This window comes from Peristeroidobacter agariperforans (assembly GCF_004138335.1).
GTDB classification, from domain to species: domain Bacteria; phylum Pseudomonadota; class Gammaproteobacteria; order Steroidobacterales; family Steroidobacteraceae; genus Steroidobacter; species Steroidobacter agariperforans.
Genome location: NZ_RYFW01000004.1, coordinates 79,756 through 104,669 on the forward strand (window position 1 = coordinate 79,756; position 24,914 = coordinate 104,669).

The window sequence follows — 24,914 nt, forward strand, 5'->3', positions numbered from 1 at the left end:
GTTGGATCGGACTCGCGACATCGACATGCTCAATGCACCGCCGCCGCAGAGCGAACTGTTCGCCACGGTGGTCGACAGCCTGGCCGTTCTGGCCGCGAAGGCGAACGGAGCCGATCACGAGCGAGCTTTACTCACCGGTCTGGCCACGGCGGCAAGGATGATGGCGCGTCAGCGCGATGAATTGGCTGAGAGTGCATCTCGGCGGTTGCTAGAGTTAGAGCCAGACACCAGCTACAGGCACTACAACCTCGGCTTGCTCATGAAAACACGCGGGCGATTCCATGAAGGCATGCTCGCAAACCAGCGCGCGAGGCTCCTGGCTGAGGAGACGTCCGAGGCTACTGAATGGAATCTCGGAATCTGCGCGACGGGCGCGCGCGACGGGGCGACTGCCCTGGAAGTGTGGAAGCGAATGAAGCAACACATCGAAATGGGTCGGTTCGGACTGCCAGAAGGGCGCTATCCGAGCTGCAAGGTCAGGCTCGCTGAGCGGCCTCTCGCCGAGAGGACCAAAGATTTTGATGATCCGGGACTCGAAGAAACGATCTGGATCGAACGGCTGAGTCCCTGTCACGGAATAATACGCAGCGTGCTGTACCAGCAGCTTGGGGTTGATTACGGCGACGTAGTTCTCATCGATGGCGCGCCCATCACACACCACAAGTACGGCGAGCGAGAGGTCCCGGTATTTCCCCATCTCGCCACTCTCGTAAGGAGCAAGTATCAGTTCTTCGATTTCGCGGGCACGCAGGACGACGCGGGTCGAATTCATAGTGCGAGTGAAGATCTGGAGCAAGACAGCGTGATCTACCCTCACTCGGAGAATTATACCGTGCTCTGCGCAGGTTGTTGGCGCGATCAAGACATCGATCACGAACATACCAGAAGCGAGCAGAAGCACGTCGTGCAAGGACGGATAGCTGCACCGCCGGATGTCGCGCCGAGCGAGCTCCTCCGCCAACTGGATGCCGCAATGACGAAACGATCGCCTTGTCGGATCTATACCCCGGATCTCTGCGCAGCGGCGGGACTCGGAGATCGTGCTGCGATAGAGCGGCGCCGTTTCGACATGTTGCAACAGAACTGAAGATGGGGTTGGTGGGCCGATTCTCGACAGCATTGCGCACGGCAACGTATTAGCGGGCAGAACAACAGATGGAAACAGCGGCTCCCGATACAGTTTCGATGATCAACGCTCTCGATAACCCGGTGTGGCGGGAATTGCTCCTCGGCCAGCTGGATGAAAGGGTCAAAGCGTTCGATCGCAACACTGCGATGTTCAAAGCCTTTCAGGAGTCAGAGAAGGCGGGGAAGATCAATTCTTCATTGCGGCCTTCAGGAAGTGATTGTCTCCGGCTGATCGAGATCGGCATGCGGGGACAGTTTCCGTCGCGCGACCCGTGGAGACCGGTAGGCACAGAAATTCTTAGTTGGTTCTGGACGCTGGTACATCCTTGTTTCCCGGAAGTCGTTCAAACGCACTTCGCTGCGGCAAGCGACCCATCGCGAGCCTATGGGCTCACGCTGCTGGCAACTCAATCGACGCCGGAAGCAGCTGCTTCGATCGTGAAGTTGCTGGGTGAATACCCGTTGCCAGACGGCCTGCCGCCCCGCTTCTTTTGGGAGATGAACAAGCGCCACGCTGCGACCGGCTCACAGCTGTTTCCTAAGATGCTGGTCGACGCAGGGCCGCACCTGGCAAACGTCATGAACTTCTTGAATGTCTGCCTCGAAGGTTCTGCTCTGACCTCAGAGGCGCTCGCGCCGGTGTCGGGTTGGGTGGCGAGCGAATCGCTCCGGCTTCTCGATGCGGTCGAGCCGCTTCAACAGTCTGTCGGCAAGCAATGGCGATGCGATGAGCAATATTCGAGTATGCGATCGCAGCTCGGCGTCTTTCTCGATCTGCTGGGGATCATCCCGGGCGCACCGATGGCGCCCTGCGCTCGAGCGGTTGAGCTCAAAGACCCGCTGTGTGCATTCTTCGCAATTGTTTCAACGCTAAAGAAGAACCTTCCGCCGCCAGACGAGGCGATCCTGCTCGTTGCAGATAGTTTTCAGACCAGGGTGCCGCTCTACGATCAACTAAGTCGTCTGCATCGACTCGATCTGTTCCCCGCGCATTTGCTCACGTTCGAGTCCTTTGCAGCCGCGAGCATGGCGGAGTGGCTCCTGTATCCCACCGAGCTTGGCTATGAGCCGACCCGACTCGACCTGATGGCAAAGGTGTCCGGTGTGGATGAGGACAAAGAGTTCGTCATGTGCCTTTGGAAAGTCAGTGCGGAGGGTCACTCCGACTTTGCAGCTGCATCTGGTCCATACGACGCGAACGCGCCCATCGGGCCACTCTCGGGCGATAACACGTTCTCGAATTTCACCGAATGGGGAAGCCGGACGCCCGACGAGCATCTGGCCGAAATAGTCGAAACGCTCGATCAGTGGCGGGTGGAATGGTGCGAACGCTAGCGACCATGATTCTGTGCTGGATCGAAACACACAACCAACGGACCGTACCATGATCGCCGCCCCACCGAGACAAACGATCGCAGCAACACTCGCTGCGCTGTGTGGATGTGTCCTGATGATCGCTCTCGCCGGCACGACCTGCGTAGCCGCCGAACCAGAGCGAAAGCCAGGAGACTATCCCTTGCAGCCGGACTCGCTGGTCCAACCTGGCGTACCCCAGGGCAGCTTGCTGGGACCGCTGGAGTTTCACAGTAGAATGTTTGCTGGCACGGTCCGTCGCTACTGGCTCTACGTGCCTGCACAGTACGATCGAGCCAAGCCGGCGAGCGTGCTCGTGTTTCAGGACGGTCAACGGGCCACCAATCCGCAGGGCTCGCTGCGAGTGCCGACGGTGCTCGACAACTTGATTCACCGGGGCGACATTCCAGTCACCATCGGCATCTTCATCACGCCGGGCCACCTTGCCGAGACCTATCCGGATACGCTGGGTATGAGCAATCCAGATCATCGTGCAGCGGAATACGATGCTCTGGATGATCGCTACGCGAGATTCATCGTCGAGGAAATGCTGCCGAGCGTCGCCACCCGCTACAACTTGACGGACGATCCGCGGCAACGCGCGATCGGCGGCACGAGCAGTGGCGCCATTTGTGCGTTCACCGTGGCCTGGCACCGGCCGGATGTATTTCGCAAGGTGATCAGCATCATCGGCAGCTACGTGTCGATCGGCTATCGCCCTGCGCAGGACGGACAACCGGCGGTGCCGGGAGGCGATCTGTATCCAGGACTGATCCGCAAGAGCCCGATCCGGCCGCTGCGAATCTTCCTGCAGGATGGCTCGAACGACCTCGACAACGAGCACGGCAACTGGTTTCTCGCCAATCAACAGATGCTGGCGTCACTCAATTGGGCGAACGCCGAAGCTGATCGAAAGAAATCATCGGGCCCGCGTTACGAAGTAACTCATGTCTGGGGCGACGGCGCTCATTCCGATGCACACGGCGGCGCGCTACTGCCCGATATCCTGCGCTGGCTGTGGCGTGAGGATCACGTGGCGCAGGCGGAGCGATGAGCAGGCTCCGTTCCGGCAATTGCCCAGAGAGTGACGGGCCGAGCTAGTGCTCGTGACCGTGAGCGTCAGTTCGATGCGCTTCGTAGTGCGCGCGAAGTAAGTCACCGCCGAAGTCACGCTCCAGGTCACGCCAAACGCTGTGGATATGGTTGGCGTTGTTCTGAGTGTTGTCGTACTCGATGAGGACAGTGGGGCCGTGCACTCGGTAGTAGTGCGGCTTGCCCGGCTCGAGACTGCCAGCCCATCCAAAGTGCAGTTTGTCGAAGCCGGCGCGCTCGATGCGCTCGAGCTGCTCTCGTGCAGCACTCTCTGTCATGCGATCCGCGTACACGTGCAGTAGCTTGCGCAATTGCGTTTGCTCCGGCTGAGACATGTCGCCTGCCGCAAGCCCTTCCATGTTCAGCGAACGAACCTTTGGATCGTTACGTGTGATGATGTCTGGGAAGGCGTTCTCGGCAAGCATCGCGCGAGTGCGTCGATCCGCGGGCAACATGCGTATCAGATCGCGAGCCAGATCTTCTTCTGCCGCGAGCAATCGCAACCCGGCTTTCGGGCCGTCAGGTACGCGCGCGGGATTCGAGCCCATGAAGAGCGGCGCCACGACCTGAGTTTGATTGTCGACATGGGTCACGTTGACGGAAAGATGATGGCCTTCGAACCGCCACGCCCAAGGTGCGCGCGGACCCGGTTCGCCAAACACTGCGGTGTAGTAGAGCCCCGGGTCGCGACGCGGGTTTCCTTCAATCTGCGCCAGGATCGATTCGTGCTGCACGATCTGTTGAGCTGTATTGAAGCCCGTAGGGCTCAATGCGGAACGCAGCAATGGATCGATCAGCGTCTTCTGGTTTGTATCGAGGTCCGCCAGCGCGACGCCGGCGCGTCTGGTGGGAACGTAGTTCCAGTTCGTGCGCTCGGACGAATCGAATGACAACTGAGCTTGTGTTCGCTTGGCTTCCGGTAGCGATTGCAAAAGCGCACGCGCAGCCGCTGGCCCGGAAGACTGCTTGTCATCACTCTCATCGGACTCGTTCGCGCGACTGGACATGAGAGCAGCTCCGAAGCTGGCGAAGATGACGACCGTGCCGATGAGCAGCACGGCTTTGCCGCGGTTGACCGTGAGTCCGTTAGTCATGTGGAGGCGCTCCCATGGTGTCCGGCGCTCGGGTGGCACTGTCCGAGTACGCTTGGGTTCCCGGCCCGGTTCCCTTTGTCAGACAAGGTTCTGAGGCGCGCGTTCCCGCCGACGCGCCGAAGATGCCATTCCCGCGATGATCGCCGCGAATAAGATCGGCGAATAACAGGGCCGCTGCGCAAAATCTCTTCCTTCGACTCTTGTTATGCTCGGTCGAAAACGGGGGATGGACCGATGCTGAGACACCTTGCGCTGGCATTCATTCTGTTGGCGGGCTCGACGCCTGCATGGGCGACGTGGTCGGTGATCGCGCTGGATGCCCGGAGCGGTCAGGTAGTGATCGCGTCGGCGACCTGCGTTCGGCAAGAGGCATTTCCGAAGCGCGAGCCCAACGGTGCGCGTGACTTGATGGACCTGCAGGCGGTGATCGTGCCGGGTGTCGGGGTGGCGGCTTGCCAGGCCGGTGCAGACAACACGCACGAGAATCAGATGCTGGTCTACCGGGAGCTGAAGAAGGGCACGCCGCCCGCCGACATCATCGAAATGCTCAAGAAGGATCCGAACATCGAGCGGCGACAGTTCGGCATCGTGTCCATGCCCAACGGCAAGGACATCACTGCGAGCAACAACCGCGCCGGATTCAACGGCACCGGCAACTCGCGCTCGTCGTTGTACTTCGGAGGCCAGGTGGGGCCCGACATCTACTACCAGGTTCAGGGCAACACGCTGCTCGGCGATCAGGTGGTGCATCTGGCGGCGCTCGCATTCACCCGCGCTACTGGTACGCTGGCCGATCGCGTGATGGCGGCGATGGAAGCCGCGGATGTCAACGGAGGCGATCACCGCTGCAATTGCGGATCGAACCCGATGGAATTCGTCGCCTGCGACAACAAGACGGCGCACGTTTCCTACATCGCCATCGCCGAGAAGAACGACCAGCAGGGCGTCACACACAATGACGGCAAATACTTCGCATACATCAGCGTGATGGACAACGACATCAAGCGTGGCGAAAGCGGCAATCCGGTGCGCACGCTCCGCATGCGCTATGACGCGTGGGTCAAGTCCGGCTCGCCGCGCCTGGCGCCGCCACCGCCGACGTTGTATCAGCCGAAGAGTTAGGACGCGGGCCGTTCAGCTCATCGCACAGGTGCTTTTGTACGCGCCTCTCTTCGCAACCATCGGCAGAATGCATCGATGGCCGGGTTCGAGTCCGCGTCATCCCGGCGCACGATCCAGAATGCGTAGGCATTATCGAGAGAATGTTCGAATGGCTTGACGAGGCGACCGCGTTGCAAGTCCTCCTCGACCAGCGGTGCAACGCCCAACGCAACGCCGTGTCCTGCGACAGCAGCTTCCTGCGCTAGATAGATGCTCGCGAAGACTGGGCCGCGAGATGCGTCAACGCGCGTAGCACCCGAGGCTTTCAGCCATGCCGACCAATCCGGCACGCCCGGGCGACCGGCTGCGCTTTCGTCGTGGAGCAGTGTGTGATGTCGGAAGTCCGCGGGCTGCGTCAGCGGGCGGGCTTCGTCCTCCATCAGTGAAGGCGCGCACACTGGAAACACGGGGGCATCCATGAGTCGCTCGGAAGAAACTCCACTGTAACCGCCAGGTCCGTAGCGAATGGCGACATCGATGGCGCCGCGGCCGACGTCGGCGTGCTCGTTGCTGGTATCGATGCGCACTTTGAGATCGGGGAAGTCGTGGTGGAACCGGTGCAGCCTCGGCGCGAGCCATTTCGCCGCGAACGATTCCATCGTGCTGACGCGGAGATTTGCGACCGTGGCCGCCGTGGCGCGATCTAGAGCAAGGTCGAGCAATCCGAACAATTCGCTCAGCGAAGCGGCGAGTTCCTCGCCTTTGGGAGTCAGTTCCACCGCGCGATGACCACGATGGAAAAGCTTCACGCCGAGGTAGGCCTCGAGTTGCTTCACCTGATGGCTGATCGCCGCCGGAGTGACGAACAACTGCGCCGCTGCGGTCTGGAAACTACGGCATCGTGCGGCTGCTTCGAACGCTCGAAGCGCATTGAGCGGCGCGGGATGGCGGGGTTTCATGACTCGGGCTTGCGGCTGCCGGGTGCACATAATATCAGGTTAGTTTTTCTAACGCAGACGGCAAAACATCTCGTTTGTCGCGGGCTCCGCTGTTGGCGACGATGGCGCATCGAACCAACCGGGAATCATCGTGAGATTCGAAGAGCTGAGCTCCAATGTACTGATGTTCGTCGGCGACGAATACGAGTCGGTCGCCACGGCATTCCTCGATGGCGACGATGTGCTGCTGGTCGACTCGCTCGGCAGCGTTGCAGACGCGCACTGGTTGCGTCGTGTTTTGTGCGAGGACATGGGTAAGAAGGTGCGTGTCATCGCGGCGACTCACTTCATGAGTGATCACATCGCAGGAATGTCGCTTTTTCCAGAGGCGCTCACGATTGCACACCGACACCATCGCTTCACCTTTCTTTCGCAGAACCGTCGCGTCGATGAGTTCTACCGCGAGCCTAAGGTGATGTTCGACCGCTCGATGAGTCTGCGCTGGGGGCAGCACGAGCTATGCTTCCTGCACAATCCAGGCAAGACCATGGACCACGTCAGTGTGGACGTCGCCAGTGCCGATCTGGTTTGTGCCGGCGACAATATCGTCGGCAACATCATCTATCTCTCCAAGGCGGATCCCGCGCTGATCCGTGACGCGATCAGCCGCCTGCGGCAATTCAACAGGGGCACGGTCATCGGTGGGCACATGGGGAGGTTTACCGCCGCCGTCCTGGACAACGCGATTCACTACCTGGATCGACTGAGAGAGGCGGTGGTGAGCATTCGCGCCAATGCCTCACCTCAGGAGGCCGATGAGCGCATTGCCTCGATTCGAATCGAAGCGTGCCTCGCGCCACGAGTTGAAGCGGCGGCCTTCGAACGCCAATGGCACCAGCACAACCTGGAGGTCATCGCTGCGCAGTCGGTGTTCGCGTTCGACACGGCGATCGCATCCAGGAGCCGGGCATGAATAGCGGCCTGCGGCGCAGGGAATTCCTGCTCGGTTGCGGCAGCCTGGCGGCGGGTGCACTGCTGCCATGCGCGCCAGCGGACTCGGCTGACGTCAAAGATGACTTGCGCATCCAGCGACTGGCGTGGGCGGGCATTCGCCTGCAACTGCTGCAAGCGACTTTGTTCATCGATCCCCTGATCAACCCGGATGCGTGGGGGGCCTCGCTCAAGGATCCGCTGATTCCGGTTGACGACGCTGTTGGCGATACATATGTGCTCATCACTCATGCGCATCCAGATCATTTCGATGCCAAGGCTGCCGCTGATGCTTTGAGCAAGGGCGGCGCTCTTGTTCATCCGGCAGGAACGAATCCGCTGCCTGTTCCCCGAGGGGCACGCGCGCGCCCGGCCGCACTCTGGGAGCCGCAACTGCTCGGCGATTTCACTGCCACCGCCGTGCCTGCATCGGATGGTTATGGCGACCCGCAAGTATCTTGGGTGATCTCGGCCGGGGGACGGCGCATCTTTCATGGGGGCGACACGCTTTGGCATGGGCACTGGTGGCGCATCGGTCGTCAGTTCGGGCCATTCGACGCTGCCTTTCTCCCGGTCAATGGTGCGCGCTTCGGCTGGCGCAAGCCGGTCAGTGATCTGCCGGGGGTACTGACGCCCGAGCAGGCCGTGGCAGCAGCGATCATCCTCGGCGCACGCCGCGTGATTCCGATTCACTACGGCATCTCCGGAACGGCAGAGTACGTGGAGGTCGAGGATCCGATCGGCCGGTTGCGCTCGGCCGCTCGCGAAAAGTCGCTGGAAGTTGAGTCGCTGGCGCCAGGAGCCTGGGTGAAGTGGTGAGCTGACTCCGCGTCGTGTGGCATTCGCAATGAGCCCGCTTATTGGCATGATGGATCATGGCCAACATTCGCACGCACATGAGCTGCCCAGTACGTGTCCTGATCGCTATCTCAGCGCTGTTTGTTGCCGCATGCGCCGGGATAAAGCCTGTGCGCACTCACGGCCCCATGGTCAGGGAGGTCAGTGACAGCCGATTCGATGCCTACCTACAGGAGATGGTCGAGAGGGAGCACTTCACCGGCGCTGCTTTGATCACGCGGGGAGGGGAGGTCGTCCACGCCAAAGCTTACGGCCAAGCAACGGGTAGCAGTGCGAATGAAGTTGATACGAAGTTTCACGTGGCGTCGATTACCAAGCAGTTCACTGCTGCCGCGGTCGTGCAACTCGTCGAGAAGGGAATGGTGAAGCTGGACAGCTCCATCAATAGTTATCTGCCGCCGGAATACAGGTCCGAAAAGTGGGACGCCGTCACCGTTCACCATCTGCTATCTCACAGCAGTGGCATCGAGGATTACGCAGTTTTCAGGGATTACTATCGTGTCACCAAAGGATTCTGTTCAGATGACACGGTTGATGGAATGGTGAGGGAGGCGATGAGCAAGGACCTCCAGTTTGTACCTGGTTCGAAATATTCATATACCAACCTCGGATACACGCTGCTCGGCTTCATCATCGAGCACCAGACGAAGACCAGGTACGAAGAATATGTGACAGACAACCTCCTCGATCCAATGGGAATGACGTCCTCGACGATTCATGGAGCCGGGCACATTCCGGCCGTCGATGAAGCGGCAGGCTTTCGATGGAGTGAAGAACGAGGCAAGCATGTTCCGGATGAAACCTGGTCTCTGCCTGCGACGGCGCCGGACGCGGGCCTGGTGACCACATTGGAGGACTTCGCCAAATGGATGCGGATCTACACCGCCGGGGAGCAAACGATCTTGAGCCAGGGCTCGATCAAGCTCATGTCCAGTCCGGCGATACAGATTGGCGCAGGCGGCCCCTTGGATTCGATGGGGTATGGGCTCTATGTCGGCAGCCGCTTGATCGGCCACAGCGGTCGGGTCGTTGGCTTCAGCAGTCAGTTCATTTTCGACCGCGAGACTCAGTCGCTGATCGTAGTGTTCGCGAACGATGCAAGTAGCGACCCACAGCAAATAGCGTTGGGGCTGCTGACGATCTTGCTGACGCCCAAGCCGTGATCTGCAATGCCCAATGCGCCGGCAGCTACATCTTTTCGCCCGGTAGCGCGGCGGCTTGTTTGATCCAGCTCGTTAACTGCGCCTCATCCAGTTCGTCGTCTTCGCGGATATCGAAGTAGCGGACCGCCGGATATTTGCTGAGGCCCGGCGGAGCGGGTTTTAGCGACGAGCCGCGGAAGAAAGTCAGCTTCACGTACTTATCGAAGCAATGGAAGCTGAGGAACCAGAGATCGTGCTCCATGCCGTAGAACGGCGAGTTCCACTTCACTGCCTTGTGTACCTTGGGTACGGCCTTGGTAACCAGCGCGTCGATGCGTTTGCCCAAAGCGTTTTTCCAGCCGGGCATGGCGGCGATGTAGGCTTGCACCGGCTCATTGCCATAGCCTTTCGGGATTTGTGGGTTGCCGCCGGAGAGCAGGACGACTTGGTCGCCTGCTTTCGGCGCAAGCTTGGCCTTGGCTTTGGCTTTAGCGGCCGGCTTGCGCGGGCTGTTGCTCTTGGCCTTCGCCTTGGCAATCACGAAGGTTGCCTCGACTTGGAAAGGTACGGCTGAAAGAACATATACAAGCCGGTGAACAGCAGCGGGATGAGTGGGACCAGCGCCACAAAGCCGATCCAGGTCGCGTCGGATTTCTGAAACATCGCCACGATGTTTGCGATTACGGCGATCGTGAAGGTAATGGACAACCAGCGATGGGTTCGGCGAATCCAGCTCAAGGGAAATCTCCTTTTTCAGCGTTGTGTTCTTTAACTTTTCTTGGCCGGCGAGCCGTTGCGGGCTACCGCAGCTTTGATGAGTGTCTTGAACGCGCGTGCGTCGACCTCTTCACCTTCTTTGATGTCGATGGCGCGCCGCATGTTGCCTTCAAGGCTGGAGTTGAACAGCCTGGATGGATCGGGAACGCTCGCGCCGCGTGCGAACGTGAGTTTCACGTGCGACTTGTACGATTCGCCGGTGCAGATGATTCCATTGCGCGACCACACCGGGTTGCTCCACTTCCACTCCTCGATGATCTCGGGATCCGCTTCGAGGATCAGCTCGCGCATGCGCGCCAGCGTTTCGCCGCGCCAGCCATTGAGCTCGCGGATCCGGGCGTCGATGAGCTGAGAAGCGGACTTCCCGGTCTCGCTCGTGCCTGCAGCCTTCGCAGCGGCTTTCTTGGTCGTAGCTTTCGCTTTTGCTGTTTTCTTCGCGACGGGCGCCATATCAATTCACCTTTGCCAGAACCTGCTCGAGATTGCCGAGGAACTGCGCCCACCCGGCCTTGGCGCCACCGTAGGCTTGCTTCTGTTCCTTGCGGAAGCCCGCCTGTTCCACTCGAAGATGCGTGCCTTTGCCGGTCGGCGTGAGCGTCATCGTCACCACGGTCTTGGTATCGAACGCCGGGTCATCGTGCGGGAAATTCCAGGCATAGGACAGCGTCTTGTGCTGCTCGATCGCCAGGACTTCGCAAGCCAGCACGCCGCCCCACTCGCCGCGCAGATTGAACTTGTGACCGACGACGGCCTGGAAATCGTTCTTCATCAGCCACTCTTCGATCAAGTGCTGCTGAGTGAGCGCGCGCCAGACCTTTTCCGGTGGAAACGGCAGCTCCCGTTCGACGACGGCAACGAGGGTTTCGGTCGCGGCGGTAGTCATTGATCCATCCTCTTCAACAAATCTTCCAGCCGGTTGAACCGGCTTTCCCAAAAACCCGCCATCTGGCGGGTCCAGTCGATCAGCGGGCTCAGGGCGCCGAGCTGCGCGCTGTAATGGGTCTGGCGACCTTCCTGGCGGTCGCGGACCAGGCCGGCGAGCTTCAGCACGCCAAGATGTTTCGATACCGCCGGTTGCGAAATTCCGGCATGCGCGGTCAGGGCGCCGACGGTCTGCTCTCCTTCACGACACAATTGCTCGAAGATCTCGCGCCGGGTCGGGTCGGCGAGCGTTCTGAACAGCACATCGTGAGGGTTCGACATGATCGATAACCGGCTGGCTATGGGTCGATATATAACCAGCCGGCTATGCGTGAGTCAAGCCAGGCTCGCCTTGACGACTTCCCATAGAGCTAGCACATTGCCGCGAGCAGCTTATCGTGCGAGGGCCTGAGATGAATTTCGCGCCGTACCACATTCGCCGACACCTCGGTTTCGCCGTCCTGCTCGCCGGGGCAATCGCGTTGAGCGGCTGTCAAACGGCGCCGAGCAAGGGATCGAGCAAGGGCACGATCCGCATCCTGCAGTCCGAGCCACTCAAAGTGCCGGACAACTGCGAAGCCAGCGGCAGTTATTTTGTCGAGTTCACCGTGATGAGCGACGGCAGCACCGACGACATCAAGGCGAGCTCCGGTCCCGCGTGCATACAGGAAGCGTTGGCGGCCTGGGTCAGTTCGTTCCGTTACGAAGCGCCGGGCCAGGAGATTCCATCGGGCGTCGAGTGGATGATGGTCACGGCTCAAAAAGGCTCATAGTCGCAGCGCCGGCTCGCTTCGCAACCTTCCTCGAAATTGCCGCGTCCAACCGCCATGACGGCTCATACCGGGCCGACGTGGGTGTGGCATGCGAAAGAAGATCTGGTGGATCGCCGCTGCGGCGTTGTTACTAGTCGGCGTGGTGTTGTTTGCCCTCGATCGCGAGCCACCGGCCGACACTCGATATACCGGCGCATATAGATTCGACGATGGCACGCTGATGATCGTCGGCCCACGCAACGGCAGCGAGCTGCGATTCAAATTAATGAATGGCGACACCGGTGGACTCTGGCCCACCGATGAGCACGGCAAATACGAAGGCGGCGAAGGCTGGGCCGAGCGCGAGCCAGTCACCAATCGCGTCGAGTTTCAGCGCAACAGCGCAGGTGATGTGGTCGGGCTGACGTGGCGGCGACTCGGCGACGTCAAATCACCCAGCGGTAATGCGATTCGCCTGCCGCTGCGTCAGGAGATCGTCACGTTTCCCAGCGGTGAGCTCACCCTGCGTGGCAAGTTGATACTGCCTGAAGGCCAGGGGCCGTTTCCGATCATGATCACGGTGCACGGCTCCGAAGACTACAGTGCCGTGGACCATTACGCAGATCCCTACGTTTACGCCGCCAACGGAATCGCAGCGTTTGTTTACGACAAGCGCGGCACCGGCGGTTCGGACGGAACCTACACCCAGAATTTCCACGTGCTCTCCGACGACACCGTCGCCGCCGTTCAGTACGTGCGCAAGCGCCCGGAGATCGAAGGCGCCAAAGTGCATCTCGCCGGTTACAGCCAGGGTGGTTGGATCGCACCGCTCGCGGCGCTCAAAGATGGACACATCCGCAGCATCTTCGTCGGCTTCGGGGTCGCCCTGCCGGTGCTCGACGAAGATCGCTGGGGTTATGTGTACGCGCTCCAGCAGCACGGGTTTGGCGACAAGGAGATCGCCGAAGTGGACAGCGTCGCCGCCATCCTCGGCGACATCTTCGATCGCGGCCAGAACCGCTGGTCCGATTTGTCGCTGGCGCTGGACGAATCGCGCAGCAAGCCCTGGTTCGAGACTGCGAAGCACAGCGACTCCATCTTCGGCTCGATCGTCGGCGCCGAGATGCCGTTGTGGGTCGTGCGTCCGTACTTGTGGTGGAAGTATGGCCGCAATGATCCGCCGTTCATCGATCGTCTGTACGATCCGGCCCAGACGCTCGCGAAGCTCGACGTGCCGAGCTTGTGGGTCTTCGGCGGCAAGGATTCGAGCGCACCGACGCAATGGAGCGTCGACGCACTGAGCAAGCTGCAGGCCGCCAACAAGCCCATCGAATATTTCATCTACCCCGACGCCGAGCACGGCATTACACGCTTCCAGCAGAAGGATGGCGGTGAGCGGGTAACGCTGGGCTTCGAAGACGGCTACTTGCAGCAGCAAGTGGACTGGTTCCGCAAGCAGAGCGGTTTGCTGTAATACGAATGCAGTGGAATTGGAGTACGCTGCGGTGTTCTCAGCCGCAGCTATCGATGTCCACTGCTCATGACCCGCCGTGCCCCTGACGCTCCCCTCTTCGAAGACCTGGTCGCGCAACGACTGACTCGCCGCCAGATACTGCAGGCTGGCGCCGCGATTGCGCCGATGGCGCTGGTCGGGTGCGCGCCATTTGCGAGCTCCGATGCGAGCGCTTCGAAGATCTCACAGCTGGGCTTCAAGCCCATTCAAGGCAGCAAGGCAGACGCCATCGTTTTGCCCTCGGGCTACTCCTACGACGTGGTGATTCGCTGGGGCGAGAGTCTGTTCTCTTCGGCGCCCGATCTCGACGCGACCAGGCTCGATGCGGGCGCGCTGTTCGAGTCCGGCGCTGCCGAGCACCAGCGCAGCCAGTTCGGACAGAACTGCGACGCCATCCATTTCTTTCCATTGAACGGTCGCAGCGATCACGGCGTGCTGTGCGTGAACAACGAGTACACGGATGACGCGCTGATGTTTCCTGGCCACCCGGGATTTCGCGGCCTGCGCGGCGGGGTGAGTCGCGCGTTTGTGGAACAGCATCCGCAAGTCGTCGCGGTCGCCAAAGCGGCGCAGGGTGTGTCGATCGTCGAGATCAAGCGCGAGCGTGGTCGCTGGCGATTCGTGAAGGACTCGCGATACAACCGTCGCATCACCGCCGACACGCCCATCGACATCGGCGGGCCGGCGCGTGGCGCGGCGCTGATGCGCACCAAAGACGATCCGGCGGGTGCGCGTGCGTTCGGCACATTCGCAAATTGCGCCGGTGGCGAAACGCCGTGGGGCACTTATCTCACCGCCGAAGAGAACATCCAGGATTACTTCGCCAATCTGGATCAGCTGAAAGCGCGCCACGATGTCGATCCCTTCATCGTCGAATCGCACCGGCGCTTCCGCATGTGGAAGGCGCAGTCGCTCTACAACTGGGACATGGCCGATTCGCGGTTCAACCTGGCGGTCGCGCCGACCGAGCCGTTCCGCTTCGGCTGGATCGTCGAGATCGATCCGCTCGATCCGACCGGCACACCGGTCAAGCGAACTGCACTGGGCCGCTTCGCGCACGAGGGCGCGAGCCCGGTGATTGCCGGGAATGGTCGAGTAGCCGTCTACATGGGCGACGACGACAAGTTCGAGTACGTCTACAAATTCATTTCCAACGGACGCTTCGACCCGAAGAATCGTGCGGCCAATCGCAATCTGCTGGATCAGGGTACGCTGCACGTGGCGCGCTTCGATGCCAGTGGCAAAGGGCAGTGGTTGCCATTGGTGTTCGATCCAAAGGGGCCGCTCAATGCCGCCGCCGGATTTCGCGATCAGGCCGACGTGCTCATCAAAGCGCGCATGGCGGCATATCTGCTGGGCGCGACACCCATGGATCGTCCCGAAGATGTGGAAGCCAACCCGGCGACTGGCCGCATCTACATCGCGTGCACGCGCAACGAGAACCGCACGGTCGAGCCCGGCACCATCACGTATGGCGGCCGCGAGGTCGATACGCGGCCGAACGCAGCCAATCCGCGTGGCGCGAATAACTTCGGCCATATCATCGAGATCGCCGAAGCGGGCGAAGATCACACCTCGCTGGAGTTTTCCTGGGAGGTGTTCCTGCTCGCAGGCGATCCGTCCGGCGACCGCTTGATCACCGATCTGGATCGCATCAAGGTCGACAGCGTCTACTGCGCAGGCTACGCCAAGGCCGACGATCTCAGCCCGATCGGCTCGCCCGACAACATCGGCTTCGATCGCGCCGGCAACTTGTGGATGGTGACCGACGGCACGCAGCCGGGCGTCAGCAACAACGGTTGCTGGGCGATGCCCACGACTGGCCCGAATCGCGGCCGCTTGCAACAGTTCATGAGCGGCCCGGTGGGTTGTGAAGTGTGCGGCTGTCAGTTCTCTCCGGATGACGAAACGCTGTTCATCAGCATTCAACATCCTGGCGAGGGCGGCACGACCGCCGCGCCGCGCAGTCACTGGCCCGATGGCGGCACAAGTCAGCCGCGCGCCAGTGTGATCGCGATCCGCAAAGACGGCGGTGGCGTCGTCGGCAGCTGATCAACGTCGTCCGACCGGGAAGTACGCCAAGCCGAGTTGCGCGCCGATGTCGGGCGTGTTGCTGAAGTTGGAGATGTTCTCGGTGATCGCGAGGCTCCACTGCACGTGGCCGACCCGCTGTTGCAGTCCGATGCTCAGCTGATATTTGTTTTCGGTCAGTTCCTCGACGTCTTCGGCGTCCTGCACGGTGCTTCGGCTGGCGTACGCCTGCAGGATGGCCGTGGTGTTGCGAGTGATGCCGAAGCCATACCCGAGCAATGCCGTCGGAATGATTTGATGCTCGTCCGCGGGTGTTTCCGGGCCGCCTGCGTAGTACACGGCGCTACCAGCGATGTAGGCGGCGTGCCGGCCCCAGGTTCGTTGCAGCGTCAGCTGCGTGCCGTAGTCATCTCGGCCCGTCGACAACAGGAAACGTTCGCCGTCGATGGCGAATTTGGCCGCCAGTTCGAATACGACATCCCAACCGTAGCGAGGCTCGGGCAGCGAATAACGCAAGCCGAACACGGGATCGCCCCAGCCGCCCGGTGTCTGTGCGAGTTGTGAGAAGCTTGCGCCGCGCACGTTATAGACCATTTGAAACTGATTGCGTGCGACCAGGTCGCGGCCTTGCTGGCTGAATCCGACTGCGTCGTGGAACGATTCGATGGTGCTGTCGAGCACGCCGCGGCCGTAGCCGATGTAGGGCAGGCTCACGTAGGACGTCCACCAGGTGCTCAGGCGCTTGTGAATCACTACGTCGATCAATCCGACTTCGGCATCGACGTAGTACGCGTCGCGGCCCATGTTCAGGATCTCGTCCGCGTCGGCGCGGCTCAGCGGCTCGCGAACTGCATTGCGAGCCTCGAGATATTCACGCACGTTGTCGCTCATCACGAAGGTGTTCTGATAGGCGGTCAACACCTCGACGGCAACGCTGTCCTGACGTGCATCCACGGTGTGTGCGGGCAGCATGTCCAGGCGAAACAAACCAAACGGCGTGAGATCGCGCCCGCGCAGCAGGCCGGGATGATTCCACTCGTCCTGATCGGCTGCGGAGGCCGCCGATCCGCACAAACAAATGACCAGCAGCGCGAAGCAGCTTCTACGTGCGGTCATATTTGTCAGCTCCTTCTGGTGATATGACTCCCTACAGCACCTTGCCAGGATTCATGATGCCGTTCGGGTCAAGCGCCTGTTTGATGGCGCGCATGACTTCGATCGCGACCGGCGGCTCGTAGCGAACCAGTTCCTCGCGCTTGAGCCTGCCGATGCCGTGCTCGGCGCTGATGCTGCCGCCATAGCGCGCGATCAGATCGTGCACTGCCCGGTTAATGTTCGGCGCCAGTCGCAAAAACGATTCATCGTCGCTGTCGATCGGGCGGCTGATATTGAAGTGCAGGTTGCCGTCCCCCAGGTGGCCGTAGGAAACAATCCGACCTTTCGGCGATATGTTCCGCACCAGCTGGGAAGCCTCGACGATGAACCGCGGCAACTCGCTGGTGGTCACGGATACGTCGTGTTTGATGCTGGCGCCGATGTGCCGCTGGGCTTCGGGAATCGTTTCTCGCAGCCTCCAGAACATTTCACGCTGCGCTTCGCTCGAGGCGAGCGCGGCGTCCGAAATCTCCCCTTGTTCCATCGCGGCGGCCAGCTCGGCCTCGATGGCCTCGCGCATCGATTCAGCCTGGCGACCCATGCCGATCTCCAGCAGCACGTACCAGTCGTGACGCTGGTCGAGGGGATTGGCCGTGTTTGGAATATATTCGAGCACCAGTTCCAGCGCGGTGCGCGGGATCAGCTCGAACGTCGATACGGCGTCGCCCGTGAATGTGCGCAGCCGGGAAAGTAACGAAACGGCACGCTGTGGATCGGTGAGGCCGACGAAAGCTGTGACATTGGACGCGGGTCGAGAAAACAGTTTGCAGGCCGCTGCCGTGATGACGCCGAGTGTGCCTTCGGCGCCCAGGAATAGATTGCGCAGGTCATACCCGGTGTTGTCCTTGCGCAGCGGCTTGAGGCTGTCGAGAACGCGGCCATCGGGCAGGACGACTTCGAGGCCGAGAATCAGGTCTCGCATCATCCCGTAGCGGAGCACGGCGGTACCGCCGGCGTTCGTCGAGAGATTGCCGCCGAGCTGGCAAGATCCTTCCGAGCCCAGGCTCATGGGGAACAAACGATCGACCGAGGCCGCCGCTGCCTGCACTTCCGCCAGCACACAGCCTGCTTCGGCGATCATGGTGTAGTTCAAGGGATCGATGGCGCGGATCCGGCGCATTCGTGCGAGCGACAGCACGATCTGCGAACCATCCTCGCTCGGCGTTGCCCCACCGCAATAACCGGTGTTCCCGCCCACCGGCACCACGCCGACGCGCGCCTCGTTACACATCCGCATGATGGCTGACACTTGTTCGGTGCTGTCCGGCCGCAGCACCAGAGGTGTGGCGCCCCGATACAGTTTGCGATGGTCGACGAGGAAGGGCTCGATATCCGCCGCTTGTTCGAGATAGCCCTGCGGACCGACAGCGCGGCGGAGGTCGGCGAGCAGGGAGCTGTTGATGCTCATGAGGTAAGCTTAACTCCAATGGCCCATCTTCGCCGCGCCCCGGGAACGACCGATGCTGGATGACGTGCGCTTACATCAGGCCCTGATCGGGCAAAGCGGCTCTCGAGCCGAGCTCAGTACACCGGTGCTGGTCGTCGATCGCGACGCCCTGGATAGAAACATCCGCCGGATGGCCGACCTGGCCCGCCAGCACGGCGTGGCCCTGCGGCCGCACGCCAAAACTCATAAGAGCGTCGACATTGCCAAGTTGCAGATCGCCGCCGGCGCGGTGGGCGTGTGCTGCGCGAAGCTCGGCGAGGCGGAGGCGCTCGCGGAGGGTGGGATTGAATCCATCTTGATCACCTCGCCGGTGGTTGCGGTTCCAGCGCTGGCGCGTTTGAACGCGTTGAACGAGCGGATTCGTGATCTGGCCGTGGTGGTCGATAACCCGGCGAACGTCGCGGCGCTGGCGCCGGTGGTTACGCGGCCGCTCAATGTGCTGATCGATATCGATCCAGGGATTCACCGCACTGGCGTGCCGTCTGCGGCTGCGGCGGTCGAGCTTTTCAAGATCATCCGTGGGCACAAGAATCTCCGCTATCGTGGTGTGCAGATGTACTGCAGCCGGCAGCAGCACATCGCCAGCTACCAAGAGCGGGCCGATGCGATGCGCGAGCGCACGGGTTATTTGAAATCTGTCATCGCGGAATTGAAGGCGCAGGGCGGGGCGCCTGAAGTGGTTACCGGTGCTGGCACCGGAACGCATCACATCGACGCATCGCTCGGCGTGTTCAATGAATGGCAGGTCGGTTCGTATGTGTTCATGGATCGGCAGTACGCCGAATGCGATCTGGCGGATCGGCCGGCGGTTCCTTACGAATATTCCCTGTTCGTGGATGCGAGAGTCGTGAGCGCCAATACACCTGGCCGGGCGACGATCGACGCCGGCTATAAGGCGTTTGCTACGGACGGCGGAGTGCCGGTGGTGCTGAGTGGGGCGCCGAAGGGGAGTGTGTATCAGTTCATGGGCGACGAGCATGGTGGCATCGTCGATCCGGCTTCGAAGCATGTCTGGACGATCGGGGACAGCGTGCGGTTGGCTGCGCCTCACTGCGATCCGACGGTGAATCTATACGATTCGTATCATGTCGTGAGTGGGGAGACGCTGGTTGCGATCTGGCCTGTTGGGGCTCGCGGTCGCTCGCGCTGATTGCGCTTACGCGTGATGCGGTAAGAGGCGTCGGTGGCCTGCAGCGCTGGGTGCGGTCTAGTTTGGCGTCGCTGTCGGAGGCGTGGTGGTCTGCGGCGCCGGGAACGTCCTAGGTCTTCCCGGCACCGTGCTCCCCGTCACTCGCGCTATCGCGCGGATTCCTTGGGTCCCGTCCCTGGGCGCACTGCTCCGGCGAGGTCCCTCTCGTCCGAGCACGCAGTTGCGGCCGCCGGGTAACGTCACCGCGGTTCGGTCGAGCAGATCTCTGTTGCGAGTTAGTGATGTCACCGCAGTTCGATCGGGCAGCTCTCTGTCGCGAGTCGTCGCGAAGACGACTCGAGCGATCGTTAGAGCGCGGTAGCCGCGACCGCAGGTCGCCCGTCCGACTTCGCAGCTGACGTCTCGGCGACGCGAACCACGGACGTCTCTGGCACCAACTTGAGTTGGGTCACTGCCGGCGACGCGGACCACTGACGGCTCTGGCACCGACTTGAGTTGGGTCATTGCCGGCGACGCGGCTACCGAGCCTCTTACTCCGAAGCATCACCACCGCCCGCAAAGGCCCGCAGCTCCTGCGCCGACAGAGCGTAACTCTCAACGACCCGGCCGCCCTCGAGCACACACCCAAAGCTGCGAGCCGGCCCATCGCCAGGCTTGGCGACAAAGGGCCTGGCGGTTCCGCCGATCAAATGCTGGGTTCCGGAGCGCTCATCGACCGTGACATCGAATCGATACCGCAGCTCGAACACTTTCGTATCGAGCAGATGTTTCTGGCAGAACAGCCGAGGACAAATCCGAGCCGCGTCCTCGCCTTCGATGGGATCGCAGCCCTTCACGACCACCATCTTCTTCGACCGCAGCAGTTCCGGCTCCTCCAGATTGCCGAGCAGCCAGAACAGCCCGGAGAGGGCGATACCGAAGACTCCAGCGAAGATGGCGAGGCGTAGCGGCAGCATGTGCCGCCAACTTTAACCGCGCCAGCCCGGCTTCACCATCAACATGTGCACGTCACCGAGCTGCCGCTCGGCGAAGCCGCCTTCGCAATAGCAGAGGTAGTAGTCCCACAGGCGGATGAACTCCTCGGGATAGCCGAGCGCGCGTACCTTGCCGATGTTGGCGAAGAAGTTCTCCCGCCACATGCGGAGCGTCGTCGCGTAGTGCGGGCCGATGTCTTCGAGGTGATAGACCTTCATGTCCGTGGAGCGCGTCACCGCATCGGTGATGGCCGTGACGCAGGGGATGAAGCTGCCGGGGAACACGAAGCGCTGGATGAAATCCACGCTCTTCAGTGCATCGTCGTAGATCTGATCCTGGATCGTAATGGCCTGGATCAGCATGGCGCCGTTCGGCTTGAGCAGTGAGGCGCACTTCGCGATGTAGGTGTCCAGGAACTGATGGCCGACCGCCTCGATCATCTCGATGGATACGAGCTTGTCGTATTGGCCCGTGAGATCGCGGTAATCGTCCAGCCGCAGATCGATTCGCTCACTCAAGCCTTCAGCCGCCACGCGCTCCTTGGCCAGCGCGTACTGCTCCTTGGAGATCGTGGTCGTCGTGACACGGCAGCCATATTTCTTCGCCGCGTAGATCGCAAGGCCGCCCCAGCCGGTGCCGATCTCCACCAGATGATCGGATGGCTTCAACTGCAGCTTGCGACAAACCGCCTCGAACTTCGCGAGTGAGGCTTCCTGCAGCGTCGCTTCGGGCGCTTCGAAGATGCCGCACGAGTACGCCATCGTGTCGTCGAGGAACAGTTGGAAGAAATCGTTGCCCAGGTCGTAGTGAGCCGCGATGTTCTTGCGGCTGCCGTCCTTGGAGTTGCGGTTCATCCAATGGAAGATCCGTCGCAAGGGCGAGGTGAGGAATGCCAGGCCGCCTTCCATGTCCTGCATGATCTCGCGGTTCAACACCATGATACGCACGAGCGAGACCAGGTCGTCGCTGCGCCAGTGGCCGTGAATATAAGCCTCGCCCGCGCCCGTCGTGCCGCCGAACGCGGCGTCGGCCCAGAACTGGGGGTGGACGACTTCCACCGTCGCAGACAACGAGCACTCGGGCGTGTGCTTGCCGAAGCGGTGCACCTGGCCGGCTTCGACAACGGCGATCTCGCCGTGCTTCAGATGTTGCAACTGGCCGAGCAGCGCGTTGCGGCCGGTCCGCTGCAGCCACGAGTCGTTCGCGACCAGGGCGGGCGTATCGGGGAGGATCGACGGTCTTGCTGTTGTCATGGCGTCACGGTCCACTTCGGATGAGTGAAGAATGGCGTGCGTCGGAACCACAGGCGCAGGGCCTGCCAGTAAATCGCACCGGAAATTTTGGCGGTCATGAGCGGATATCGGTACAGCACGCGCGCGAGCGCGGCACTGGAGATTTCCTCTCGTTGCAGCGTGAGCGTGGCGTCGAACACGCGGCGGGTGTGCCCGTCCTTCTGCTGCAGGTTGTCCATGTGAATGCGCAGTTGCTCGCCCGGCACGCTCAGGCGCCAGTCGTAGCTCATGTCCATGGGCCAGAACGGCGAGACGTGGAATTCCTTGCCGAACTCGAAGCGCATCACGCTGTCATTGCGCGTCGCCGATGCGACCGGCAGGACGTACGCATGTCGTTCCTTCCACGGCGTGTTGGTGATCTCGGCGAGGATGGTTTGAACTTTCGTGCCGCTGCTGTCGAAGCAGTAGTAGAACGACACCGGATTGAAGATGTAACCGAAGTAGCGCATGTGCGTGAGCATGCGGATCGGCCCATCCGGGCGGCGACCGGTCTGCGCGGTGACCGTGCGACGCACGGCTTCGTCGAGGCTCAGTTCGTCGCCGCCATCATGACTATCGGTATCGTCGCCGTCATTGAGCGTCTGGTGATAGTCGGAACGTTGGAAGCGCGCGAGTGCGGGTCGGCGCGCCGACCAGCCCCAGTGCGAATCGAACAAGTGCGGCAGTTCAGCCAGGTCCAGATACATCATGAACAGTTCGTAGCGGAACTGATGACCGGACGGTTCGTGACGGCGGTGACGGACCCAGCCGTTGTAGATGCAGCTTTCCATGTGTGCTCGCGGCTGTTGCCGCTATCAGGCGACGCTCGCCGTGACCGGCTGAGCTTGCGATTCTGGGATGGCCTCGCCGCGCGCCGTGAGATCCCACTGAAAGTGCTCGAGCGCGCGCATCGCTGTGACGACGCCGTCCTCGTGAAATCCATAGCGCCAATATGCGCCGCAGAAGTAGGTGCGACGAACGCCATTCACTTCGCGATGCCGGGCTTGAGCGGCCACGCCCTGGGGCAAATAAACCGGGTGGTGATAGGCGATGCGCTGAATGATCTTGCTCGGGTCGATCGCGTCCGCGTGATTCAGCGTGACCAGGAACCTGGTCGGCGCATCCAGCGTCTGCAGGATGTTCATGTCGTACGTCAGCGCGACCGGCTGCTGCGGATTCTTCAGCGCGTGATAGTTCCAGGCAGCGCGAGCGAGCGGACGACGCGGCAGTAGCGATGTGTCGGTGTGCAGGATCGCTTCGTTCGCAGCGTACGGAAATGCCTTCAACACTTCCCGCTCGGCGGGCGAGGGATCGCTCAGCATGTCGAGCGCCTGATCGCTGTGGCACGCGATGAAGATGTGATCGAAGCGGTGTACTGCGCCCTTGTTCGTGCACACCTCGACTTCATGCGTCCGACGACGGATGCTTTCGATCGGCGTCGACAGCCGCACGTCGGCCTTCATCGACGCCATCAGCTTGCGCACATATTCACGCGAGCCGCCTTTCACGGCCTGCCACTGCGGGCGGTTGTCGATGTTCAAGAAGCCGTGGCGCTCGAAGAAATCTACGAAGAAGCGCGCCGGGAACGACAGCATCGCATCGGCCTCGGCGGACCAGATCGCGCGGCCCATGGGCAGGATGTAGCGCTCGGCGAACGACGCGGAGTAACCGTTGGCGCGCAGGTAGTCGCTCAACGTCAGTTTGTTGTCGTTGGTCTTCAGCAGCGCGCGCGATTCGCGATTGAAGCGCAGGATGTCGTAGATCATGCGCAGGAACGACGGGCTCACGATGTTCGAGCGCTGCGCGAACAATGCGTTCAACGACGTGCCGTTGTACTCCAGGCCGGTACGCTCACAGCGCAGGCTGAAGCTCATGTTCGAGGGCTGCCACTCCACGTCGAGCTCGCGGAGCATCGCGATGAAGTTCGGATAGGTCCAGTCGTTGAAGACGATGAAGCCGGTGTCGACGGCGTACTGCTTGCCCTGCCAGTCGACGTCGATGGTGTTGGTGTGTCCGCCGGGATAGTTGCCCGCTTCGAACACCGTGACCTCGTGCTGCCGGCTCAGCCGCCAGGCTGCATAGAGGCCTGCTATTCCCGCGCCGATGACTCCAATGCGCATGATGGTTCCTTACCCGGTAAATGGTGAGATGCTTGTTGTTAGTTGGCTTCGGGGCGCATGCGAGTGCGCGCGTCGCGCACCTCACGCGGCACCGGCTTGAGATCCCAGACGATGCCGAACAGCGCCAGCACGCGCAGCCCGTAGTACGTCAGGTCGATCTCCCACCAATAGAACCCCTGTCGCGTCGAGACGGGATAGTGATGGTGGTTGTTGTGCCAGCCTTCGCCGAAAGTGAGCAGGGCGAGCCACAGGTTGTTGCGGCTGTCGTCCGGGGTCTCGTAACGGCGCTTGCCGAAACGATGACAGAGCGAGTTGATGGTGTAGGTCGCGTGATAAGTGACGACCGTCGAAACGAAGAAGCCCCACACCAGCATCTGCCAACGATTCGTGTGCAGTCCCGGTGCGACGTGCTCGAGCAGTGCGCCGAGGCCGAACAGGCCGCTTGCCAGCGCCACCGGCACCAGGATGTCGAAACGATCCAGCAGCTTCAGCTCGGGGAACTTCAGCAGGTCACGGACGCGAGACAGATCGGGCTGGAAGTGACGGCGCGACAGGAACCAGCCCATGTGGCTCCACAGGAAGCCGCGTTGCACCGGCGAGTGAACGTCTTGCTCGGTGTCGGAGAACGCGTGGTGATGACGGTGGTGCGCAGCCCACCAGATCGGGCCGCGCTGCACGGCTGAAGCGCCGAGCAGAGCGAACACGAACTGGCCGGCGCGCGAAGTCTTGAACGAACGGTGCGAGAAGTAGCGATGGTAGAAGCCGGTGATCGCGAACATGCGAATCACGTACATGCCAATCGCAACAGCAACGGCAATCGGACTGACGCCAACAACGAACACAGCTACGCAAGCGATGTGCAGGCCGATGAACGGAATCACACGCAGCCAATCGACGTTGTCGATTTCGGCGTCGTCGTATTTGGCCAGGCCCGCGCGCACGTCGAGCCAGCTGGTCAGGCTGGTCAACAAGCTCGTCTCCGTCTTGTCGAAAGCGGCCGAGGCCCTTTCGACCCGCCCGTCAAAAGGCGTGACTTTTGCCGGGCTCGTCCGGGGCGCCGCTTCAGTGTGATTGCTCATGGTCGTGCATCCTCGGCGAGGATTTCG

General features: G+C 61.4%; 25 protein-coding genes. 11 read left to right on the forward strand and 14 right to left on the reverse strand.

Going from position 1 to position 24,914, the window contains the following annotated elements; genetic code table 11:
* Position 1: 1 nt before the first annotated feature.
* The 3 genes from EK373_RS26130 (at position 2) to EK373_RS26140 (ending at position 3,535) form a co-directional block, all read left to right on the forward strand.
* Positions 2-1,087 (forward strand): hypothetical protein, encoded by a 1,086-nt coding sequence (locus EK373_RS26130; RefSeq protein ID WP_198683665.1) that lies wholly within the window; start codon positions 2-4, stop codon positions 1,085-1,087.
* A gap of 98 nt (positions 1,088-1,185) precedes the next feature.
* Positions 1,186-2,463 (forward strand): hypothetical protein, encoded by a 1,278-nt coding sequence (locus EK373_RS26135; RefSeq protein ID WP_129647446.1) that lies wholly within the window; start codon positions 1,186-1,188, stop codon positions 2,461-2,463.
* 115 nt (positions 2,464-2,578) lie between these two features.
* Positions 2,579-3,535 (forward strand): alpha/beta hydrolase, encoded by a 957-nt coding sequence (locus EK373_RS26140; protein WP_129647447.1) that lies wholly within the window; start codon positions 2,579-2,581, stop codon positions 3,533-3,535.
* A gap of 43 nt (positions 3,536-3,578) precedes the next feature.
* Here the strand turns inward: EK373_RS26140 and EK373_RS26145 are convergent, their stop codons facing one another.
* The gene (locus EK373_RS26145; RefSeq protein ID WP_129647448.1) at positions 3,579-4,667 is read right to left on the reverse strand and encodes a DUF3500 domain-containing protein; all 1,089 of its coding nucleotides are present in this window, start codon (positions 4,665-4,667) and stop codon (positions 3,579-3,581) included.
* A gap of 234 nt (positions 4,668-4,901) precedes the next feature.
* Between EK373_RS26145 and EK373_RS26150 the strand changes: the two genes are divergently transcribed.
* Positions 4,902-5,789: a DUF1028 domain-containing protein gene (locus tag EK373_RS26150; protein WP_129647449.1), complete on the forward strand. Its 888-nt coding sequence runs from the start codon at positions 4,902-4,904 to the stop codon at positions 5,787-5,789.
* A 17-nt stretch (positions 5,790-5,806) separates the two neighbouring features.
* Here EK373_RS26150 and gcvA read toward each other — a convergent pair whose 3' ends face one another.
* On the reverse strand, positions 5,807-6,727 hold the full coding sequence (gene gcvA / locus EK373_RS26155) for a transcriptional regulator GcvA (RefSeq protein ID WP_157994544.1): 921 nt from the start codon (positions 6,725-6,727) through the stop codon (positions 5,807-5,809).
* A gap of 130 nt (positions 6,728-6,857) precedes the next feature.
* On the opposite strand from gcvA, the gene EK373_RS26160 reads away from it, so the two are divergent.
* From EK373_RS26160 to EK373_RS26170, 3 genes are read left to right on the forward strand one after another with little or no spacing between them, the layout of a single operon-like run.
* Positions 6,858-7,679, forward strand: a complete 822-nt coding sequence (locus tag EK373_RS26160) for an MBL fold metallo-hydrolase (RefSeq protein WP_129647451.1) — start codon at positions 6,858-6,860, stop codon at positions 7,677-7,679.
* Complete coding sequence (locus EK373_RS26165; protein WP_129647452.1) at positions 7,676-8,515, forward strand: MBL fold metallo-hydrolase; 840 nt, start codon at positions 7,676-7,678, stop codon at positions 8,513-8,515. The genes EK373_RS26160 and EK373_RS26165 overlap by 4 nt, the downstream gene beginning before the upstream one ends.
* 56 nt (positions 8,516-8,571) lie before the next feature.
* Positions 8,572-9,717, forward strand: coding sequence for a serine hydrolase domain-containing protein (locus EK373_RS26170; protein WP_129647453.1), 1,146 nt, complete (start codon positions 8,572-8,574; stop codon positions 9,715-9,717).
* Between the two features lie 25 nt (positions 9,718-9,742).
* Here the strand turns inward: EK373_RS26170 and EK373_RS33510 are convergent, their stop codons facing one another.
* From EK373_RS33510 to EK373_RS26195, 5 genes are read right to left on the reverse strand one after another with little or no spacing between them, the layout of a single operon-like run.
* A complete protein-coding gene (locus EK373_RS33510; RefSeq protein ID WP_198683666.1) occupies positions 9,743-10,237 on the reverse strand; it encodes a DUF1801 domain-containing protein in 495 nt (164 codons plus the stop codon).
* Positions 10,234-10,434 carry a hypothetical protein gene (locus EK373_RS26180; protein ID WP_129647454.1) on the reverse strand — a complete coding sequence of 67 codons (201 nt, stop codon included), beginning with the start codon at positions 10,432-10,434 and terminating at the stop codon, positions 10,234-10,236. Before EK373_RS26180 ends, EK373_RS33510 begins: the two co-directional genes overlap by 4 nt.
* 30 nt (positions 10,435-10,464) lie before the next feature.
* Positions 10,465-10,923: a DUF1801 domain-containing protein gene (locus EK373_RS26185; protein ID WP_129647455.1), complete on the reverse strand. Its 459-nt coding sequence runs from the start codon at positions 10,921-10,923 to the stop codon at positions 10,465-10,467.
* 1 nt (position 10,924) lies between these two features.
* Positions 10,925-11,356 carry an SRPBCC family protein gene (locus EK373_RS26190; RefSeq protein WP_129647456.1) on the reverse strand — a complete coding sequence of 144 codons (432 nt, stop codon included), beginning with the start codon at positions 11,354-11,356 and terminating at the stop codon, positions 10,925-10,927.
* A complete protein-coding gene (locus EK373_RS26195) occupies positions 11,353-11,676 on the reverse strand; it encodes an ArsR/SmtB family transcription factor (protein ID WP_129647457.1) in 324 nt (107 codons plus the stop codon). The genes EK373_RS26190 and EK373_RS26195 overlap by 4 nt, the downstream gene beginning before the upstream one ends.
* A 131-nt stretch (positions 11,677-11,807) precedes the next feature.
* On the opposite strand from EK373_RS26195, the gene EK373_RS26200 reads away from it, so the two are divergent.
* The 3 genes from EK373_RS26200 to EK373_RS26210 all read left to right on the forward strand — a co-directional run bounded on the left by EK373_RS26200 (position 11,808) and on the right by EK373_RS26210 (position 15,711).
* Positions 11,808-12,167: an energy transducer TonB gene (locus EK373_RS26200; protein WP_129647458.1), complete on the forward strand. Its 360-nt coding sequence runs from the start codon at positions 11,808-11,810 to the stop codon at positions 12,165-12,167.
* 88 nt (positions 12,168-12,255) lie between these two features.
* On the forward strand, positions 12,256-13,620 hold the full coding sequence (locus EK373_RS26205; RefSeq protein WP_129647459.1) for an alpha/beta hydrolase family protein: 1,365 nt from the start codon (positions 12,256-12,258) through the stop codon (positions 13,618-13,620).
* Between the two features lie 66 nt (positions 13,621-13,686).
* A complete protein-coding gene (locus tag EK373_RS26210; protein ID WP_129647460.1) occupies positions 13,687-15,711 on the forward strand; it encodes a PhoX family protein in 2,025 nt (674 codons plus the stop codon).
* Here the strand turns inward: EK373_RS26210 and EK373_RS26215 are convergent, their stop codons facing one another.
* Both EK373_RS26215 and EK373_RS26220 read right to left on the reverse strand, forming a co-directional pair.
* Complete coding sequence (locus tag EK373_RS26215) at positions 15,712-16,806, reverse strand: DUF3187 family protein (RefSeq protein ID WP_129647461.1); 1,095 nt, start codon at positions 16,804-16,806, stop codon at positions 15,712-15,714.
* A gap of 31 nt (positions 16,807-16,837) precedes the next feature.
* Positions 16,838-18,253 carry an FAD-binding oxidoreductase gene (locus tag EK373_RS26220; RefSeq protein WP_129647462.1) on the reverse strand — a complete coding sequence of 472 codons (1,416 nt, stop codon included), beginning with the start codon at positions 18,251-18,253 and terminating at the stop codon, positions 16,838-16,840.
* Positions 18,254-18,305: 52 nt separating this feature from the next.
* Between EK373_RS26220 and EK373_RS26225 the strand changes: the two genes are divergently transcribed.
* Positions 18,306-19,442 (forward strand): DSD1 family PLP-dependent enzyme, encoded by a 1,137-nt coding sequence (locus EK373_RS26225; RefSeq protein ID WP_198683667.1) that lies wholly within the window; start codon positions 18,306-18,308, stop codon positions 19,440-19,442.
* A 530-nt stretch (positions 19,443-19,972) separates the two neighbouring features.
* On the opposite strand, the gene EK373_RS26230 is transcribed toward EK373_RS26225, so the two are convergent.
* From EK373_RS26230 to EK373_RS26250, 5 genes are read right to left on the reverse strand one after another with little or no spacing between them, the layout of a single operon-like run.
* A complete protein-coding gene (locus EK373_RS26230) occupies positions 19,973-20,398 on the reverse strand; it encodes a hypothetical protein (protein WP_129647463.1) in 426 nt (141 codons plus the stop codon).
* A gap of 12 nt (positions 20,399-20,410) precedes the next feature.
* A complete protein-coding gene (locus EK373_RS26235) occupies positions 20,411-21,670 on the reverse strand; it encodes an SAM-dependent methyltransferase (protein WP_129647464.1) in 1,260 nt (419 codons plus the stop codon).
* Positions 21,667-22,479, reverse strand: coding sequence for a DUF1365 domain-containing protein (locus EK373_RS26240; RefSeq protein WP_129647465.1), 813 nt, complete (start codon positions 22,477-22,479; stop codon positions 21,667-21,669). Before EK373_RS26240 ends, EK373_RS26235 begins: the two co-directional genes overlap by 4 nt.
* Before the next feature lie 24 nt (positions 22,480-22,503).
* Complete coding sequence (locus EK373_RS26245) at positions 22,504-23,808, reverse strand: NAD(P)/FAD-dependent oxidoreductase (protein ID WP_129647466.1); 1,305 nt, start codon at positions 23,806-23,808, stop codon at positions 22,504-22,506.
* 38 nt (positions 23,809-23,846) lie between these two features.
* Positions 23,847-24,887: an acyl-CoA desaturase gene (locus EK373_RS26250; protein WP_129647467.1), complete on the reverse strand. Its 1,041-nt coding sequence runs from the start codon at positions 24,885-24,887 to the stop codon at positions 23,847-23,849.
* Positions 24,888-24,914 lie beyond the last annotated feature (27 nt).

Bases quoted from the DNA above. Each gene is read 5' to 3' on its own strand.
- EK373_RS26135 (WP_129647446.1), top strand. From the start codon at position 1,186: ATGATCAACGCTCTCGATAACCCGGTGTGGCGGGAATTGCTCCTCGGC.
- EK373_RS26140 (WP_129647447.1), top strand. From the start codon at position 2,579: ATGATCGCTCTCGCCGGCACGACCTGCGTAGCCGCCGAACCAGAGCGA.
- EK373_RS26145 (WP_129647448.1), bottom strand. From the start codon at position 4,667: ATGACTAACGGACTCACGGTCAACCGCGGCAAAGCCGTGCTGCTCATC.
- EK373_RS26150 (WP_129647449.1), top strand. From the start codon at position 4,902: ATGCTGAGACACCTTGCGCTGGCATTCATTCTGTTGGCGGGCTCGACG.
- gcvA (WP_157994544.1), bottom strand. From the start codon at position 6,727: ATGAAACCCCGCCATCCCGCGCCGCTCAATGCGCTTCGAGCGTTCGAA.
- EK373_RS26165 (WP_129647452.1), top strand. From the start codon at position 7,676: ATGAATAGCGGCCTGCGGCGCAGGGAATTCCTGCTCGGTTGCGGCAGC.
- EK373_RS26170 (WP_129647453.1), top strand. From the start codon at position 8,572: ATGGCCAACATTCGCACGCACATGAGCTGCCCAGTACGTGTCCTGATC.
- EK373_RS26185 (WP_129647455.1), bottom strand. From the start codon at position 10,923: ATGGCGCCCGTCGCGAAGAAAACAGCAAAAGCGAAAGCTACGACCAAG.
- EK373_RS26190 (WP_129647456.1), bottom strand. From the start codon at position 11,356: ATGACTACCGCCGCGACCGAAACCCTCGTTGCCGTCGTCGAACGGGAG.
- EK373_RS26195 (WP_129647457.1), bottom strand. From the start codon at position 11,676: ATGTCGAACCCTCACGATGTGCTGTTCAGAACGCTCGCCGACCCGACC.
- EK373_RS26200 (WP_129647458.1), top strand. From the start codon at position 11,808: ATGAATTTCGCGCCGTACCACATTCGCCGACACCTCGGTTTCGCCGTC.
- EK373_RS26205 (WP_129647459.1), top strand. From the start codon at position 12,256: ATGCGAAAGAAGATCTGGTGGATCGCCGCTGCGGCGTTGTTACTAGTC.
- EK373_RS26210 (WP_129647460.1), top strand. From the start codon at position 13,687: ATGACCCGCCGTGCCCCTGACGCTCCCCTCTTCGAAGACCTGGTCGCG.
- EK373_RS26215 (WP_129647461.1), bottom strand. From the start codon at position 16,806: ATGACCGCACGTAGAAGCTGCTTCGCGCTGCTGGTCATTTGTTTGTGC.
- EK373_RS26220 (WP_129647462.1), bottom strand. From the start codon at position 18,253: ATGAGCATCAACAGCTCCCTGCTCGCCGACCTCCGCCGCGCTGTCGGT.
- EK373_RS26225 (WP_198683667.1), top strand. From the start codon at position 18,306: ATGCTGGATGACGTGCGCTTACATCAGGCCCTGATCGGGCAAAGCGGC.
- EK373_RS26230 (WP_129647463.1), bottom strand. From the start codon at position 20,398: ATGCTGCCGCTACGCCTCGCCATCTTCGCTGGAGTCTTCGGTATCGCC.
- EK373_RS26235 (WP_129647464.1), bottom strand. From the start codon at position 21,670: ATGACAACAGCAAGACCGTCGATCCTCCCCGATACGCCCGCCCTGGTC.
- EK373_RS26240 (WP_129647465.1), bottom strand. From the start codon at position 22,479: ATGGAAAGCTGCATCTACAACGGCTGGGTCCGTCACCGCCGTCACGAA.
- EK373_RS26245 (WP_129647466.1), bottom strand. From the start codon at position 23,808: ATGCGCATTGGAGTCATCGGCGCGGGAATAGCAGGCCTCTATGCAGCC.
- EK373_RS26250 (WP_129647467.1), bottom strand. From the start codon at position 24,887: ATGAGCAATCACACTGAAGCGGCGCCCCGGACGAGCCCGGCAAAAGTC.